At 54.7% G+C, this 17,525-nt stretch carries 17 protein-coding genes and 1 pseudogene; 7 read left to right on the top strand and 11 right to left on the bottom strand.

The genetic code is table 11. The features are described from left to right. Positions 1-49: 49 nt before the first annotated feature. The 8 genes and pseudogenes from FJ145_22945 to guaB form a co-directional block, all read right to left on the bottom strand. Positions 50-211, bottom strand: coding sequence for a type II toxin-antitoxin system prevent-host-death family antitoxin (locus FJ145_22945; GenBank protein ID MBM4264267.1), 162 nt, complete (start codon positions 209-211; stop codon positions 50-52). A gap of 240 nt (positions 212-451) precedes the next feature. Further along, positions 452-871 (bottom strand): annotated as a pseudogene (locus FJ145_22940) (GTP pyrophosphokinase). A gap of 1,039 nt (positions 872-1,910) precedes the next feature. Further along, positions 1,911-3,203, bottom strand: coding sequence for a hypothetical protein (locus FJ145_22935; protein ID MBM4264266.1), 1,293 nt, complete (start codon positions 3,201-3,203; stop codon positions 1,911-1,913). Between the two features lie 301 nt (positions 3,204-3,504). Continuing rightward, positions 3,505-3,774: an AlpA family phage regulatory protein gene (locus FJ145_22930; protein MBM4264265.1), complete on the bottom strand. Its 270-nt coding sequence runs from the start codon at positions 3,772-3,774 to the stop codon at positions 3,505-3,507. Between the two features lie 151 nt (positions 3,775-3,925). Further along, on the bottom strand, positions 3,926-4,267 hold the full coding sequence (locus FJ145_22925; GenBank protein ID MBM4264264.1) for a hypothetical protein: 342 nt from the start codon (positions 4,265-4,267) through the stop codon (positions 3,926-3,928). Between the two features lie 27 nt (positions 4,268-4,294). After that, on the bottom strand, positions 4,295-5,488 hold the full coding sequence (locus FJ145_22920; GenBank protein MBM4264263.1) for a DUF4102 domain-containing protein: 1,194 nt from the start codon (positions 5,486-5,488) through the stop codon (positions 4,295-4,297). 236 nt (positions 5,489-5,724) lie between these two features. After that, positions 5,725-7,257: a glutamine-hydrolyzing GMP synthase gene (guaA, locus tag FJ145_22915; GenBank protein ID MBM4264262.1), complete on the bottom strand. Its 1,533-nt coding sequence runs from the start codon at positions 7,255-7,257 to the stop codon at positions 5,725-5,727. Beyond that, on the bottom strand, positions 7,254-8,717 hold the full coding sequence (guaB, locus tag FJ145_22910) for an IMP dehydrogenase (GenBank protein MBM4264261.1): 1,464 nt from the start codon (positions 8,715-8,717) through the stop codon (positions 7,254-7,256). The genes guaA and guaB overlap by 4 nt, the downstream gene beginning before the upstream one ends. 181 nt (positions 8,718-8,898) lie before the next feature. Between guaB and FJ145_22905 the strand changes: the two genes are divergently transcribed. The 7 genes from FJ145_22905 to FJ145_22875 all read left to right on the top strand — a co-directional run bounded on the left by FJ145_22905 (position 8,899) and on the right by FJ145_22875 (position 14,513). Continuing rightward, a complete protein-coding gene (locus FJ145_22905; protein ID MBM4264260.1) occupies positions 8,899-9,132 on the top strand; it encodes a zinc ribbon domain-containing protein in 234 nt (77 codons plus the stop codon). A gap of 101 nt (positions 9,133-9,233) precedes the next feature. Continuing rightward, positions 9,234-9,608: a glycosyltransferase gene (locus tag FJ145_22900; GenBank protein ID MBM4264259.1), complete on the top strand. Its 375-nt coding sequence runs from the start codon at positions 9,234-9,236 to the stop codon at positions 9,606-9,608. A gap of 107 nt (positions 9,609-9,715) precedes the next feature. Next, positions 9,716-10,471, top strand: a complete 756-nt coding sequence (locus tag FJ145_22895; protein MBM4264258.1) for a glycosyltransferase family 2 protein — start codon at positions 9,716-9,718, stop codon at positions 10,469-10,471. 93 nt (positions 10,472-10,564) lie between these two features. Further along, positions 10,565-11,617, top strand: a complete 1,053-nt coding sequence (locus FJ145_22890; GenBank protein MBM4264257.1) for a glycosyltransferase family 4 protein — start codon at positions 10,565-10,567, stop codon at positions 11,615-11,617. Positions 11,618-11,659: 42 nt separating this feature from the next. Further along, the gene (locus FJ145_22885) at positions 11,660-13,165 is read left to right on the top strand and encodes a hypothetical protein (protein MBM4264256.1); all 1,506 of its coding nucleotides are present in this window, start codon (positions 11,660-11,662) and stop codon (positions 13,163-13,165) included. Positions 13,166-13,223: 58 nt separating this feature from the next. Further along, entirely contained in the window at positions 13,224-14,159 is a 936-nt protein-coding gene (locus FJ145_22880) for a nucleotidyltransferase family protein (GenBank protein ID MBM4264255.1), read from the top strand. Positions 14,160-14,186: 27 nt separating this feature from the next. Then, on the top strand, positions 14,187-14,513 hold the full coding sequence (locus FJ145_22875; protein MBM4264254.1) for a hypothetical protein: 327 nt from the start codon (positions 14,187-14,189) through the stop codon (positions 14,511-14,513). A 32-nt stretch (positions 14,514-14,545) separates the two neighbouring features. On the opposite strand, the gene FJ145_22870 is transcribed toward FJ145_22875, so the two are convergent. The 3 genes from FJ145_22870 to FJ145_22860 are packed head-to-tail and all read right to left on the bottom strand — an operon-like array spanning position 14,546 to position 17,520. Beyond that, on the bottom strand, positions 14,546-15,679 hold the full coding sequence (locus tag FJ145_22870; protein ID MBM4264253.1) for an extracellular solute-binding protein: 1,134 nt from the start codon (positions 15,677-15,679) through the stop codon (positions 14,546-14,548). 20 nt (positions 15,680-15,699) lie between these two features. Continuing rightward, positions 15,700-16,677, bottom strand: coding sequence for a porphobilinogen synthase (gene hemB / locus FJ145_22865; protein ID MBM4264252.1), 978 nt, complete (start codon positions 16,675-16,677; stop codon positions 15,700-15,702). Further along, positions 16,678-17,520, bottom strand: coding sequence for a uroporphyrinogen-III synthase (locus tag FJ145_22860; GenBank protein ID MBM4264251.1), 843 nt, complete (start codon positions 17,518-17,520; stop codon positions 16,678-16,680). Positions 17,521-17,525: the final 5 nt, after the last annotated feature.

Below are 17,525 nucleotides of genomic sequence, written 5' to 3'. Positions count from 1 at the left end.
GGCGTGGCCGGCTGCGCTACGCCGACCAGCGCCGCCGGCCACGCTCCAACTAGCGAAAAGGCCAACTCTGAACTAACATTCCACCTGGACCACTCGATGGGGGCCGACCAATTACGACAACTGGTTTGTCATATTTGGTGACCGCGACTGGCTCTAAACGAGCAGCATCAACAAATTCACCGAAGTGATTTTTTGCGTCCGCTGGGGGGATGTTTTCATAGGCGCTCCTTGGTGGGCACCTTTGGTTATCCAACTTGGACAATTTGACAAGTTCTCAGAATTTAGTGGCCTCAAGGCACTATCATAAAAGCTTAGCTTTGGTCCCAGAATTCAATCTCGAGAACTTCTTCAGGGTCCAACTTTTTGATAAGATCGTGCAGAATTATCGTTCGGTCATGAGCGGGCAACCGTCTTTTGTTTCGGAAGTTTCTTGGGTAGAACTCTCATCTCTCCGCAAAAAATTGAGAGCCTCTGCATATTTTTTCATTCTCTCAAAGTCTCGCTCATTCGGTTTCAGGATCCTTTTTAAATCCATATTGTCATTAAGATCGGCAATCTTTACTTTCCTTCCGATTGTGTTTTGGCTCGCACGCCTTATAAATTCTTCATAATTTTCTCCGCGCATAATTGTCACAGATTGCAAGGCGTCCAGGACGGTTTGGGAAAACCCCTCTTTCCTAAGAAGTTTGATCGTCCAGTCAGTGTCTTCAACGACATCATGCAAGACCCCGACGATACGTTCTTCTTCTGTGCAGAGCGACATCATTACGCGAATGGGATGAAGAATATAGGGCGAACCAGCCTTATCGATCTGGTTCTTGTGTGCCGACACTGCAATTTCAATAGCACGTTGCAGATTTGCCCGCTTCATAGCATTATCTTTTTCTTTCATGCCTACTTGGCTGACCGCCTTATATTCATCAAAAAGTTCTCTAAAACGTTGCTCAGAAATTGGAGCACCGTTACGCCTGGCTGAAACGGGATCAAATACGCGCGGCTCGGCCTTGTCCCAGGCAGCGCAAGAAAACTTGACGCCTGGCACGTTGCCCAACGTGACGGGTATCCCTTCAACGTCAAAAAATTCGACAGAGGGTGGAAATTCGAGAGTGGCTATACGAGCCTCTTTGGACAGCGCCAAGGCGTCGGCCGGCGAGGCCGTGGTATACTCGTCCATGAAGTCGCCAACCTTAGAGGCTGGCGCGGGTGAGCGCCAGGTGCCGTCTAATCCACGCACCGCAGAGCCCCAGTCGTCGAACACAAACGCGACGCCGGAGCCGGAATCAGCGACAAAGGCGATTGCTGGCATTGAACAGCATCCTCCAAAGCACATGCCACCTGAGAGAAATACGCGAAAATATTTGGCAAGTCAACCTCCAACTAGGCGGAGCACACCTTCCCTCGCTCGTTGACAAAATGACAACAGCGAGAATGAGACCGCTGTGCCCTCGCCGAGTCGAGGCCCAAGAACAAACCCGGGCCTATTTCAGGACCCGGCAAAACTTTTAGGGGTGAAGTTAGAGTGAAATTTTTCGGCCGAATGTCAAGTGTAAAGTCCCACGGAGCAGCTCGGTGGCCGGTCAAGGGCTCTGAAACAATAGGCCCGGATCCTAAACCTTTCTTCTTGCGAGCCTTTCAATTGAATTTCCGCCACGCTTCGCGCACGCGCGCGCGAGCGAACACCCGTTGAACGGCCGTTGAGCACCCGTTCAGTGCATGTTTGTGGCTTTTGCAATTTCATGAAATTACAGGAGCAGAGCAATCCGGAAACACTAGGCCCCCAATTATCCTCGGGATCAATAAGCGACTGAAATAACCGATTTTTCTCGACCCCCGAAATATTCAATACCGTCACCAATACCGTCAAATCTGACTGCTGATAGCAGAATCGACATGGAATAAAAAAATCCTCTTCAAAATCGTCTATCTAGCTCTGATAAGCGCAACGACAGCGGAGCGCTAGCTACATTAGCGTCACTCCCTCGATCGAGCGCTGTTGGATCCGATGCTGCAAATGAGGTTGATGTACCTAATGACTCTATTTTTCTGAGTGTCACCATCCTGCCGGCGCCTTCGCGCCATTCATAACGGTCAATTCCGTGCGCTCGCAAAACGGGCGAAGCACGCCTAAGGCGATCACCGAACCAGCGAGCATTACCTGGCCAGTCTTGCGCCTTCATAGATCCTATTGAAACCGATCGAGTGAGAATTTTATAAAGTTCAGACGTCGATCCGCTCCATGCGAAGTCCTTGTTAGCCATGAAATCGAGGACAGCCCCTACGACCGAATCGCCGTCAGCCAGAGCTACTGTGGCATCCAATCGGCTACGTTTATAAGCCTCCATGAAAGCACCTGGCGACCAAGGCAAAGCTTGCTCAGCTGCGACGACAAACCGAGCAAAATCAGCCATCCGAACATTTGGTGTTGCGGTTTTCTCAACGTTTTTTAGCCCTTCACTAAGCGCGTTAAGCAGAGCTGCAAAAGTACTAGGTAGAATTTTTGTGACAGCTTCTCGCCAGTCGCGCTCTGTAACACGCGTTTTCAGAGCACTCAGACGAAGAATGATTGAACGATCAGCGACATCTCCGCGCCCAGCAAGATCTGGAATTCCATTGATGATAATTGGCCGACAAGCTGAAAAGGACGCCATGTCACTATCTGTGTAAAGAGCGCGGCCACCAATTTCTGCGCCCGTTGCTAAACGGCAAAAACTATCAGCGAGCTCCGCACGGACGAGGGATAGATTATCAAATGACAAAACATGACTCATCTTCGCTGCCGCTATCAAATCCCTGTCATCACGGGGTGGCTGCAGCAAATCACCATTTACAGGATCGACCAACTGCTGAGCCAATCGAGCTAATGTGCTCTTTCCTGCTCCTTGCTCACCACCCAAAACCAAAAGTGGGTAGGGGCCCTTCGGCAATAATGCACCAAGACACCAAGAAACAAGGAGGATGAAGGTATCCTCGTCAAAATGGCCAAGAAGCTGCCTAAGTGGGGAAAAGTTGCCATTTTGCGAAGGTAATTCAAACGGACCGGTGCGCTTGCTCCGCAGTATCGGCACTGGGGCCCTCGGTATGATGAAAGATCCGTCTTTTGTAATCTGAACACATGACCAGTCTTTCCTTCCGAGATCTATGTAGATACCGGCAGCAAATTCTGTCACCCGAATTGGCGTTGAAAAAGTTGGCGCGCCAATCATTGCTTTGGCCTCTAAAACACTACGGACGTCCCTAAATGTGTTCTCATTGACTGACGCGGGACGGCCATTTTGAGAAAATTTCGTAACCAAGCGATGCAGCAACCAGTACCGGAACCCCCGGGAAGCAATAGCGTGCTGCTCGACATGATCATCAACAGGCGTAGATGCGTAAGCTTCTCCCGATGGGGATCGCCATAAGTGTGCTTCATCACAGATAGTTAGAAGCGCCTCGCGATGGCTAAGACCCGCTCCCTTGATGTCAACTAGCGATGGCGGGATCAGATTTGCATGTAACATAGCCCTACTCGCTTTTCGACGATTTGAGGGCGTGGTTACGACGCAACGAAGATTGCCGCAATGATTGATCAGGATGTGGCGCTAACTGTACCGGGCGATCAATGCGCGCCTGTATCCAAGCCTGTATTTCGCTTTCACGCCACGCAACACACCGAGGCGTAATAGCGATACGGCGAGGAAACTTACCGGAAATTTCGAGATTATAGATGGTCGTGTCTGAAAGCCCGACCCTGCTTATTACCTCTTCACGACGAAGAAACGTTTCGTAGCTCATTTTCGATCACCTCCGATTCGAGACGATCAAAGTGTCTTTTTATCTCTTCTTCATTTCAGTTGTTTTTTGGGTGGCGATTGAATTTTTTTGACACCTTAAGAGAGGTGTTGCGCATTCATCAATAAATTCCCGTTGCGAAAATTGCAACAGCTCAAGCTGAAGAATTTTTTTTCGATCTCGTTTTGTAAATATTTCTTGCAGCCTCTGGCGTCACTCCTGTCAATTCAGACGCCAAGACAAATGCGCTCTTTTTTCTATCAGGATTTTTTACTCTAGACTCATTTAAGGTCAATGGATGCCCATGTGCATGCGCCATTTCGATAGTGGTGAGAACGAGCATGCGCTTCGACTCTGGTCTTTTCTTTCTTCCCCCTTTTGACTTTTGGATTCCGGCAGCATCAAGCATCGTGCGCTGGTTTTTTGTAAGCTTCTTTCTGACGGGTTTTTCAGCAAGGATATGACTTGCTACTTGGAATCGTTTTTTGGATCGCATGTTTCACCTAACTTATGGTTTTTAGCCTCAAACTCTGATCCATGAGTCCATCCGATCAGCCCACTCTTGCAACATGACCCTTCGATGATCGGCATATTCAGCTTTGTTATATACAGCGCGTACTCCTCGCTGTTCGTGCGCAAGACACTTTTCAATCCAATCACTGTTGTAACCGGCCTCGTGCAACAAAGTAGAAGTAGTCCGCCTTAAATCATGCACGGTGAATCGTTCCATTTTTATGCCGTCAGCATCGAGACGCTTGAACGCGTACGAAATGGTTTGGTTTAGAGTAGCGGCTGAAATAGGCTGATCAGAATCATATCGGCCGGGAAGAACAAATCGGCTGGCGCCGGCGCATGCGCGCATTCCAACCAACAAATCGATCGCCTGCTTTGAGAGAAAGACAATGTGGGGGCGCCTAGCCTTCATGAATTCTGCCGGCACATTGAAAGTGGCTTTCTCAAAGTCCACCCAATCCCATCTAGCATTAATGAGCTCGCCTTTTCTAAGCATGGTCAACAACACGAACTTCAGCGCCATCTTGAGAGCTGGATGGGTCGCACTTCTCTCAAGCGCTGGAAAGAATTTTCCAATTTCATCCGGACTTAAAGCTCGGTCACGAGGCTTGAAGGTCGCGATTGCTGACGCTCGGATCTTGGCCGCCGGATTGTCGATTTCACTGCCCCGATCGGCGGCATATCGATAGATCTGGTTCAGGATCTCGCGCACATGGACGGCAGTGGCGGGTGCCCCCCGCGCCACGATCTGATCGCACAAATCTATGATCTCTGAAGCCTTGAGCGCCCCAAGCCGCTTATTTCCAAACCTAGGAATAATCTCGCGATCCAAGATGCTTTTGCGCATGAGGTAAGTGCTGTCTGCCAAATTCGCATTTTCAATCCACTTTTCGGCGAATTCTGAGATTCTTGTGGCTTCAATACCGTCGCTAATACCGTCAGATTGTCCCCACCCTGGATCGATACCGTCACGAAGTTTGCGTCGGATCGTAGTGAGCTTTTCACGCGCCTCACTGAGAGAAATACCTTCAGCGCCATAGCGGCCGACAGTTAGCGTTTTCCGCCTGCCATCAAATCGGTAGTCAAATCTAAATGATTTCAATCCACTAGGCATCACTGACACATAAAGACCATCCCGATCAGATGCCTTGTAAAGGCGCTCCTTGGGTTTAAGATTTTTGATCGCGATGTCTGTGAGTGCCATTAGCTTCACCACGCTCCAGAGCCGATACCGTCAATTTGGCTCTGATACCGTCTGGCGCCACGTGACGGTATTTGATGGGATCACAGGCAAGCCGTCGGAAATACCGTTCGCGATACCGTCGGATTGACCTGATTGCCGCTGAGAGACGCCGAAAGATAACGAGAGCTTTGTTATTGATATTACTCGTATTTTCGGATTTTTTCAAGTGATTTTGAGAGTCCCAAAAAGACCTCTAATCACTCCCACTCGATCGTGGCGGGCGGCTTGGAGGAAATATCGTAAACGACGCGGTTGACGCCGCGCACTTCGTTAAGAATACGGTTGGAGATTTTGCCGAGCAGGTCGAACGGCAAGTCCACCCAGTTGGCGGTCATGCCATCTTGGCTGTCGACCACGCGCAGCGCGATGACGTTCTCATAGCTGCGTTCATCGCCGACCACACCGACGGTTTTGATCGGCAGCAAGACGGCGAACGATTGCCAGACTTTTTCATAGAGTCCGGCGGCGCGGATCTCGTCGAGCACGATGACATCGGCGTCGCGCAGCACCTTGAGACGATCTTCCGTCACCTCGCCGAGCACCCGAATCGCCAAACCCGGACCGGGAAAGGGTTGGCGTTGAATCATCTCACGCGGCAAGCCCAACTCTTGGCCCAACAGCCGCACTTCGTCTTTGAACAGCTCGCGCAGCGGCTCGATCAGTTTGAACTTCATATGCTCGGGCAAGCCGCCGACGTTATGATGCGACTTGATCGTCGCCGACGGGCCCAACACCGAGACCGATTCGATCACGTCGGGATAGAGCGTTCCCTGGGCGAGAAAATCGATGGCGCCGAGTTTTTGGGCTTCTTGCTCGAAGACTTCGATGAATTTATGGCCGATCCGTTTGCGCTTCACTTCCGGGTCTTCGACAGCTTTCAATTCGTCGAGAAAGGCCTGGCTGGCATCGACATAGCGAAAACTCGAGCCAAAGCGTTCGACAAAGAGACTGCACACTTGCTCCGCTTCGTTCCTACGCAAGAGCCCATTGTTAACAAACACGCAAATCAACCGATCTTTGATCGCCCGGTACACCAGCGTCGCCGCGACGCTGGAATCTACGCCACCGCTGAGAGCACACAAAACCCGGCCCTCGCCCACTTGCGTCCGAATCCGCGTCACCGAGCTGTCGATGAAATGCTCCATCGTCCAAGCGGGTTGGCAGTGACAGATACGAAAAACAAAATTATCGAGCACGGCTTGGCCACGGCTCGTGTGCGCCACTTCGGGGTGGAACTGCACGCCGAACAAGCGCCGGCTCGGGTCGGCGAACGAAGCGATTGGCGAGTTGGCGCTATGCGCCAGGATCTGCCAACCCTTGGGGAATGAAACCATCTTGTCGCCGTGGCTCATCCAGACGCGCGTCGTCTCGCTTTTGGCGAAACCTTGAAACAGATCGCTGTCGCTATCGATGATCAAATCGGCTGGGCCGTATTCGCGGTGATCGGCGCGCGCGGCCTCGCCGCCGAAATTTAGATTGACGATCCCCATGCCGTAGCAAATGCCCAGCAACGGCACCGGCAAATCGAACAGCCTGGGAGAAACATTCGGCGCGTTGTCTTGATACACACTAGCAGGGCCGCCGGATAAAATAATGCCTTCAGGATCGAGGCTGCGGATTTTTTCCAGGCTGATATTGAACGGATGGATCTCGCAATACACCTTCGACTCGCGAATTCGGCGAGCGATCAATTGGGTGTACTGCGAACCGAAATCGAGGACGAGAATCATTCGACGCGGTAGTTGGGCGCCTCTTTAGTGATAAAAACATCGTGCACGTGGCCTTCACGCAACCCGGCCGCGGTGATCTGCATGAAGCGCGCCTTCTGGCGCAGCGTCGCCACGTCGCGGCAGCCCAGGTAGCCCATGCCGGAACGCAGGCCGCCGACCAACTGGTGGATATTGAACGATAGCGAGCCTTTGTAAGGCACCTGCCCTTCGATGCCTTCGGGCACGAGTTTGTTCGACTCCATCACGTCGGCCTGGCCGTAGCGGTCTTTGCTGCCTTGGCCCATGGCGCCCAGCGAGCCCATGCCACGATACAATTTATAGGTGCGGCCCTGATAAAGAATCGTTTCCCCGGGGCTTTCTTCGGTGCCGGCAAACAAACTGCCGATCATCACCGATTCGGCGCCGGCTGCGATCGCTTTGGTGATGTCACCGGAGAACTTGATGCCACCGTCGGCGACCACTGGCACGTTGTATTTCGCCGCGGCCTTGGCGCAGCTACCGATGGCGGTAATTTGCGGCACTCCGACTCCCGAAACGATTCGTGTAGTGCAGATCGAGCCCGGCCCGACGCCGACTTTGACAACATTGACTCCGGCTTCGATCAGCGCAGTCGTTCCTTCGGCGGTGGCAACGTTGCCGCCCGAGATATCGATATCCGGATAGCGCCGGCGAATCTGACCGATGACATCGAGGACGTTTCTCGAATGACCATGGGCGGTGTCGACGGCGATCAGATCGACACCGGCACGGACCAATCCCTCGCAGCGCTCCTCCCAATCGCCGACGCCCACCGCCGCGCCAACCCGCAAACGGCCGCGTTCGTCTTTGCAGGCGTTAGGGAACTGAATGTTCTTTTCGATATCTTTGACGGTGATCAGCCCTTTGAGTTCGTAGTTTTCATCGACGACCAGCAGTTTTTCGATGCGGTGCTGGTGCAACAGCACCTTGGCATCGTCGAGACTGACGCCCGGCTTTACCGTCACGAGCTTGTCCTTGGTCATGATCCGGGCAACCGTGCGATCGAGGTTCTTTTCAAAGCGTAGATCGCGGTTGGTGAGAATACCCACCAACTTGCCGTTCTTGGTGACCGGTAAGCCGGAAATGCCGTAGCGCTGCATGACTTCGAGGGCTTCGTAGATCTTCTGCTCCGGGCCAACGGTCACCGGATCGCTGATCATACCGCTTTCGAACTTCTTGACCTTTTCGACTTCGCTCGCCTGAGCGGCAACCGTAAGATTACGATGAACGATGCCTAAGCCGCCCTCCTGAGCCATGGCAATAGCAGTGCGTGATTCGGTCACCGTATCCATCGCCGCGCTGATCAAGGGAATATTGAGCTTGATGCGCTCGGTGAGCCTGGTCGAGACGTCGATCTCGCGTGGCAAGACCGCCGACTCTTGGGGAATGAGCAGCACATCGTCGAAGGTTAAGCCGACCGGCAGGACTTCTTGCTCTAACATCTTCTCACCTCAAGGATTGAGGTAAAAAAAAACCCAGACCATTGCCCGGGTTTTGTTGACACTTGAAGAAACGCTGCAAACATAGAGTCTTATAACAGGAATCTTTTTGGGTGACAAGAACAGACGTCGAGTTGAGTCGAGTTGTGGCGCTCCGATCGATATGATAGCTACGATTTCGCCCATGCCGCTTTACGAATATCAATGCACTAAAGGCCACCGTTTCGAAGCCATTCAAAAGGTCAACGAACGGCCGCTCAAGAAATGCACCGTCTGTTCCGCAACAGCAAAACGGGCCATCTCACAGCCAACCCTGTTACACAACGCGGGTGTCCATGTTTTCGACCGGGTCACCAAAGACGATGCCCTGCGGGCTCGGCCTTCATCCTTAAAGTCTTTGAAGAAAGATAAGTTTTAACCGCAAGCTCTCGATACGTTCTGACGGCTTAAAACGGTAAAACAGCCGGCAGCTTGTGCTCTAACCGTCCGTTTGTTAGCGTAGCCGGCGCTGCAACGATTATGCTTGCCAAGGTCAACAGCGCAGCTCTGTACGGCGCCGTGCCCGACATGCGTCCTTACTTCGCTAACGCCTCGGCAATGATCGTTCCGCTGTTTCAAGGCAGCGGCACGCGCTTCAAAATCCTCGAGGCTTTTGCGTCAAGGCTCCCCGTCATCAGCACTGCGCTGGGTGCCGAGGGTCTCACCGTGAAAGATGGGAAACACCTGCTCTTGGCAGAAACCGCAGAAGAGTTTGTTGAGGCGATCGCATCGCTCTGGAATGATGATCATCTAGCTCAAAGTTTAGCCGAACACGGCTTGGCGCTAGTCACCCATCACTACTCGCAAGAGGTCGCGGCTCAGCGACTCGCCGCAGCGCTGAACTCCCTTGCCTGAACCCTCCAACCTGGGCAACCTGCAGGACAAATAAATCCGAAATTTCGCGGACGAGATATTACCCCGCCCCCAGCCATAAGTCAGGCAACCGATTAGGAACGACGACTATGGCGCTACCTCTTGTCAGTTGCATTGTTCCGGTGTTCAACGGTGAGCGGTACCTGGAAGAGGCCCTCGACAGCATCCTGGCACAGAACTACCGACCCATCGAAATCATTGTCGTGAACGATGGCTCGACGGATGGTACAGCCCGAATCCTCGCTGGTATGCAAGGGGCCATACGCACACTTCAGTTAGACAATCGCGGCCCATCGGCGACGCGTAATCTGGGCTGGCAGGCGGCGGCAGGAGAGTTTGTCGCGTTTCTAGATCAAGATGACCTTTGGCATGCCGACAAACTGGCACGTCAGATGGCTCGCTTCGATGCCCGTCCGAACCTCGATCTTTGCATCGCCCACGCACAACCCTTCTGGGTTGATGAGCTGCGCGAGGAAGCCGCGCGCTTGCGCGATCACCCACGGGCCAAGGCTGTGCCGGGTTATACGACGGGGGCGCTGCTCGCAAAGAAAAAAGTCTTTGAAAGATACGGCGGATTTGACGACTCCCTATGGTTCGGCGACGCGACCGAATGGTTTCTACGCTTGGCGGATCGGGGCGCCATCATGGAACTTATGCCGGATGTGCTGCTCTATCACCGCATGCACCCAGCCAATCATACGCGGCGCCGCACGAACGCCAGCAAGGAAGAATTCCTCCAGATCATAAAAACCATGCTCGACCGGAAACGCTTACGCGATGGCTCGGTAGTTCCCTATCGTTGGCCCAAGCTCGATTCAGAATCGGACCGTTCCGGCAAACTGTGACGTTTTATTGCCGTGCGCATTCTGTTCTGGATCGAACTCTTTTGGCCCCACGTCGGCGGCATTCAAGCGCTGGCGCGCCAGGCGATGCCTCTCTTGCAGCAGCGCGGCTACGAGTTTGTCGTCGTAACCTCCCACGCCGATCATGACCTTCCCGATAGAGTCGAGAGTGATGGCATCTCCGTCTATCGTTTTCCGTTTTGGCAAGCGCTGCACGAGCGAAATATCGAATTGCTGGCACGTGCGACAAAAGGAGTGTTTGAGTTAAAGCGAAGCTTCAAGCCTGATCTAGTTCATCTAAACTTCCCCGATCCGACGGCGTTTTTTCATTGGCAATCGGCGCGAGCGTGGAGTGCCCCGACGCTGGTATCACTCCATCTCGCATTGCCCAGGGCAGAGTCGGCGCAGTCTTCGCTAGCGCGCAAGACACTCGTTTCGGCCCAATGGCTGACTGCTGCCTCGCAAGCTCTGCTGCAGCAAACCCAGCTACTGGTCCCCGAAGTTACGGTTCGCGCAACGATCCTCTATCCTGGCGTCAGAGCTCCATCTGATAACACAAAACCGCTCTCATTCGATAAACCTAGTCTCTTGTGTGTCGGCCGCCTGGCACGTGACAAAGGATTTGACCTTGTGCTCTCCGCCTTCGATCAGATCAAACAACGGTATCCCAACCTCCGAATCATCATCGCCGGCGACGGACCTGCACGCCGAGATCTTGAGATTCAAGCAACCGAGTTGGGCATTCGCGCGCGGGTGGATTTTCTCGGTTGGGTTGAGCCGGGTCGCATTGGGGAAATATTGAATTCGGCGACCTTGGTTCTCGTGCCGTCTCGCACCGAGGAGGCATTTCCCCTCGTCGCGCTCGAGGCCGCTCTCATGGCTCGTCCGGTAGTTGCCACGAGAGTTGGTGGACTTCCAGAAAACATCGTAGACCATGAGACCGGCCTGCTCGTGGAAAAAGAAAATCCAGAGCAACTCGCAGAGTCAGTCGCCTTCTTGCTCGATCATCCCGAAACCGCCAGTCGCATGGGCGAGGCAGGGCGCCTACGCGCCAATCGTTTGTTTGGACTAACCCGCTACGTAGACGAATCCGACGCGCTTTATAAAAAGGTCGTTGCCGGCTGGCAGCAGAGTCAGCAGGGTTTGTAGCAATTAATTGAATCTCCGGGTCCAACGATCGGCAATTTCAGCATGCTCAGGGTTGGCAAAACTGGTATCGACATCGTCAGCTGGATAGCATTGAGCTGCGTCGTGCTGTTTTATCTTGGTCTTAACAGCGGCACCTGGTTCATCTCGCCCGACTCTACCCAGTACGTCGAAGGGGCCCGTTCTTTGGCTACGCTGCGTGGCTATGTCAGCGCTTCGGGGGCATCGCTAACTTTTTTTCCACCCGGGACCTCGGCGCTCTATGCCCTCGCGGCGATACTGCCGTCCGGTGACTATTTCTATTTCAATCTGCTCACGAAGTTACTCGTGCTCGCGTACATTGGGTTGAGTTTCTTCATCGCCCGCCGATACGCAGACACGGTGGCGGCACTTCTCCTCTTGCACTTTCTAGCTCTGTCGCAGACCGTTATCGAAGCTAGTACGTATATCCTGTCGGACCCAGCTTTTAGCGCCATGCTTATGCTCACGATTTGGCAGTTCTCCGACGATCAACTTGATAACATGTCCCCGCGCTCGGCCGCGGGATTGGGTCTGATGCTCGCTGCGTGCTACGCGCTGAGAACCACGGGGCTCTTCGTGTTTCTCGCCTACGTTACCTGCATTTTCCTGCGGGCGCGCCACAGCCGAATGAAGTCGATCGGTGCCCTTGCCCTTGCCTTCATGGTGGTCGCCCTGCCGGTCGCTCTGCTGGGACAGCGCGGTGAATATTCTTACTTCAAGATAATGTTAATGCGCGAGCCCTGGTTCGCGGATTCCGGCTCACCCGGACTGCTCGAATGGGGCACACGCATCGCCATCAATCTCAAAACTGTCTTGAGCCACATCTATTACATATTTTCGAATGACAGGGGTTTGCGGCTGTCAGGGGTGGTCATTTGCGTGCTGATGGCGCTCGGCTTCGTCGTGACATTCGTGCAACAACGCGTCTCACTACACGTCACCATTCTATCCTTCTACGTAGCGGCGCTCCTAGCATGGGAAAGCGTGCCGCGCCTGATCATTCCGATCATCCCGGTCCTCGCGCTGCTGGCGTTCACTGGCGCCCGCTGGATAACCCATTGGCCGAAACCCAGCTGGGCCAGAGGCGGCCTGGCGCTCACCCTCACTGCGGTGATCTGTATCAGTCCCTATTGGTGGAATGGCTACTCTTATGCGCAAGGGCAGCGTGCCGAGCTAGCGCGCAAGCGCGGCGAGGTCGTCGCCTATCAGGGCCACGAGGCGTTTCTGGATTTGGTCCGGCAGAACGCGCACCGGCTGACCCGATCGGATGTCGTGGCCACTATGCATGCCAACATCCTGCGCTATTTCCTGCGAGACGGAGTCAAGGTCTGGCCGGTGCCACTTACGGTGGACCCCGATAAGTCATATCGAGAGATCAGAGAGGCACAGACGACGTATCTGTACTGCGATAAAAAAGTCACAACCATTTGGAAACACGTGGAGCCGATGATCCGACGCCATGCGGCCGGCTTGGAGCTGGTCGCAGAGAACGGATCGGCTGTCATCTATCGGGTGCGCACTGAGCGATAGTCGGCATCGACGCTAGTCCCGCCGAGTGCACGAAGAGCCACTGCGTCATCGATCAACCATGGACGAACTACCAACACCTTTGCGACCCTTCGCAGCCATCTTACCGAGCGGCGAAGAAACGCTGCTCTTGCGCGCCGGCCTGCTCGGCGACCCGGCGGCCTGGCGCCAATGGCAATCCACCACGCAAACCGGATTCATTGGCCACAACCCCGCAATTCAGAAACTGCGCCTACTCCTCTCGCAAGCGCACCAGCAGCACCACTTTCCGATGGACAAAGAGAGCCAACCCTTTTTGCGCTTATCTTACTTCAAAGAAGGCCTGCGGCGGGAAATCTATCAGCGGCTCTTTCGCAGCGTGCTTGAGCGTCTCCAACAAGCGGCGATTCCAGTGATCGTCCTCAAAGGCGTGGCATTGGCGGAAACCGTCTATCCGCCAGCCATGCGCCACTGCCATGACATCGATCTGTTGCTCAGCCCGTTGGACATTGCGCTCGCGGCTGAGTCTGTCACCGAGCTAGGATTTCACCGAGTGGCTGCGCCGCAACCCGGGCCGTCAGTCCGTTTAGATCATCAATCGCGCCTGCCGTTGGAGCTGCACACGGCGTTGTTCCAAGCCCCGCATGCGCACCAGATCGCCGGTGAGATGCTGGATCGGGCTCAATGCCACCCGGTCTTCGGAATCAACGCTACCATCCTGAGTCCAGAAGACAGCTTGCTGCACGTTTGCGCGCATGCGTTCTCTTCTTCCAATCGCTATTCACTGCGCTGGGTTTCGGACGTTTGGCGTATCGGGGAAAAACATCCGGACCTCGACTGGCAACTGATACTCGCGTGCACGGCGCGCGCGCAATTGTCGGTGCCCTTGGCCGTCACACTCGGATATGTTTCGGAGACCCTCAAAGCGCCGCTTCCCGCGAGCGTGATCGAGGCTCTGCTTGATGGCGCGTCGCTCCCGTCTCCGATGGTCAATTGCAATTCAGATCGTAGTTTGTGATAAACTCCACACTGGTAGGGTCCCACGATGGAAGCAAAACCGTCTCTTGAAGATTTGATTTTCACGCGCACCTTGCGCTTGAACGCGATGGTACAAGGCGTCGTCTGTGCTTTTATTGGCGGACTTGGACTATTTGCCGCTACCTTGTGGCTGGTCCTGAAAGGTGGCGACGTCGTCGGTCCGAGATTGTCTCTGTTGAATCAGTTTTTTCCCGGGTATGAGGTAACGCTTCTCGGCAGCTTTATCGGCATGCTCTACGGTGCGCTGGTTGGTTTTGTCGTCGGCTACTCATCTGCAATTCTCTACAATTGGCTGGTGCTCAAAATCGAAAAAACCCCACGCGCAAGGGGTTAGCAACACCAGCAACTCGCTATTTCACAACCCTCTCATCCGCCCCTCTCAGTCTTCCCTTCTCTCCCTTTCACAATCTCTTTAAGCAAATTGAACATCGGTGTCATGTCGGCGTACTTCGGGTCGGAGACGTCGAAATATTTTCGCCCCGGGGTCATGCGCATCGACGCCGCGAGCATGTCTTTGGGGATATCCATGCGCCGCGAATTGGGCGCGTCTTCGCCGTAAAGGTCTTGATGCTTCTGCAGCGCGACCTGGCCGCGCCGCGACAAAAACCAATTGACGAAGACCTTGGCCGCGTTGGCATTGGGCGCGCCTTTAATGAAGCTGATCGAGCCGCCGCCCGAAGTAATATTAAAGCCCTCTTTCCACTCCACCTGATCCATCTCGTCCACCGGCAAGCCTTGCAGCTTGGCGCGGTTGGTATCGCGGCAGCCGACACAGAGCGCAAAGCGCCCTTGGGCCAGCCAATCGGTGATTTGCCGACGATCGCGTCCGAACGTCGGCTGCATCTCGCCGAACAGCTTCTTGAGAAAATCGGGACCCAGTTCCGGATGATAGTAGTAGTGCTGCAGCGAGGCTCCAAGGCCAGTGCCCAAGGGGTCCTGCGACACGATCTTGCCCTTCCATTTGGGCGCGACCAGATCCCAGTAGGATTTGAACTCCTTGGGATTGACCAGCGTCGTGTTGTAGTAAAATCCTGACGAGCTCGGGTTGGCGATGTAAACCAACACATGGCGCTGCTCGGCGTCGGTGTAGCGAATCCGCCCTTCGTACCACTTACTTTCATCGATTACTTCGGGCAGCACCAGCAAGGACTTGATCGAGTCGAGCGCCTTGCCTTCGTAGAGGACTTCATAGTTGGTATTGGCGCCGCCGCTGAACAGATCGGCGACCACATAGCCGGCGCGCTGCTCGGTGATGATCCGCGTGCCCAGACTGTTGCCGGAACCGTTGACCGTGACCAATTTGATCTCGGGAAATTCTTTACGGAATTCGTTCAGCAGCGGCTCGCTGCCATAGCGGCCGACGTAAAGGTTCAGCTTGCCTTCTTTCTTTGCCGCTGCGACGGTCTTTTCCCAATTGGCTTGCCACGCTTCACCGGCCGGAGCCTGGCTCCAAATGCCGGCGATCACAAACCAAAGCACCGCAATCAAAAATGTTTTCATGCCAAGCTCCCTGAAGTGTTTTACTGGCCGCGCAATAAACGCGCGGCATCCTTAGCAAAGTAGGTCAAGATCATGTCCGCCCCGGCGCGCCGGATCGCAAACAAAACTTCCATCATGATGCGCGCCTCGTCAATCCAACCATTCTGCCCCGCCGCTTTGATCATCGAGTATTCGCCGCTGACGTTGTAGGCAGCCACCGGATAGCCGAACTTCTCCTTCACCCGATAGATAATATCCAAATAGGCCAGCGCCGGTTTGACCATCACGATATCGGCCCCTTCGCGAATATCAAGCGCCACTTCGCGCAACGCTTCCTCAGCGTTGGCCGGGTCCATCTGATACGACCGCCGGTCGCCGAACTGCGGCGTCGACTCGGCGGCTTCGCGAAACGGACCGTAAAATCCCGACGCGTACTTGGCGGCATAGGCCATGATCGGCGTATTGTGAAACCCGGCGTCATCGAGCGCATTGCGAATCGCCCTCACCCGGCCGTCCATCATATCGGACGGGGCAACGATATCGGCGCCGGCGCCGGCGTGCGACAGCGCCTCTTTGACGAGCAAATCGAGCGTGCTGTCATTGTCGACATCGTTATTTTTGATGACGCCGCAGTGGCCGTGATCGGTGTACTCGCACAAACAAACATCGGTGATCACCAACAGCTCGGGAACTTTGGCCTTGATGGCGCGAATCGCCTGTTGGACGATGCCGCCATCGTCGTAGGCTTCGCTGCCCAGCGCGTCTTTATGTTCCGGCAGGCCGAACAAGATCACCGCAGGTATGCCTAGGGAGGCCGCCTCTTGGCATTCACCGACCGCCCGATCCACCGAAAGCTGCGCCACACCCGGCATGGACGATACTGGCTGAACTTTATTATTCCCCGGGCCGACGAAAAGTGGATAGATAAAATTTTGCGCGCTCAAGGCGGTCTCGCGCACCATACCGCGCAGCCGTTCGTTCTGCCGCAAACGGCGCGGCCGATAGCTCGGAAAGTCCATTTATGCCTCTGATCCCCTGCGCGGCGAGCGGTCGGATCGCCCGAAAAAATCCACCAACGCGGCGACTAATCCCGGAATAGTAAACTCCTGGGCAACGATCTGCGCCGTGCCACCCAAATCGCTCACCGTCTTCGCCGTAATCGGACCGATACACGCCAGCGGCGTGTCGCCAACGATCTCAGAAAGTTTCTGCTGCTGGAACAGCCGCACAAAATTGCTCACCGTGCTCGAGCTCGTAAACGTGATCGCGTCGATGGCACGAGCATGAATCAGCCGAGCGAGCGGCGCCGTATCCGGCGCCGGCAACACCGTTTGATAGGCCACCACCACATCCACCGTAGCGCCCCACTGGCGCAACGTGTCCGGCAAGATCTCGCGCGCTTTGGCCGCGCGCGGCATCAGCACGCGCTTGCCACGCATCATCGCCGGGCTCAAGGTCTCCAGAATCCCTTCCGCTTGAAATTGTTGCGGCACCAGCTCGGCCTTGATCCCAGCCCCTTCCAAGGTCTTCGCCGTCTCGGGGCCGATGGCGCCGACGTTGATACCTGCGAGCAACCCTTCGTCTTTGCCACATCGCCCCAAGCGATCGAGAAACGGCGCGACTCCATTGACGCTGGTGAAGATTAACCAATCGTAGCTTTCAATATTACGCACCGCGGCGTCGAAGGCGGTGAAATCTTCCGGCGGCTGAATTTCAATCGTCGGAAACTCAAAAATTTCGCCGCCCAATTCTTCAATGCGCTGAGCAAGCGCGTTTGCTTGTGCGCGGGCGCGGGTGACCACGATGCGCCGTCCGGCCAGCCCCTGTTGGGCGTCGCTAGTTAGCGTTGAAGCCGATGCCATTTTCC

Source organism: Deltaproteobacteria bacterium (assembly GCA_016874755.1).
GTDB lineage: Bacteria > Desulfobacterota > Binatia > UBA9968 > UBA9968 > DP-20.
The sequence above is the reverse complement of the archived record's forward strand: the minus strand, read 5'-3'. Positions and strand labels throughout refer to the sequence as shown.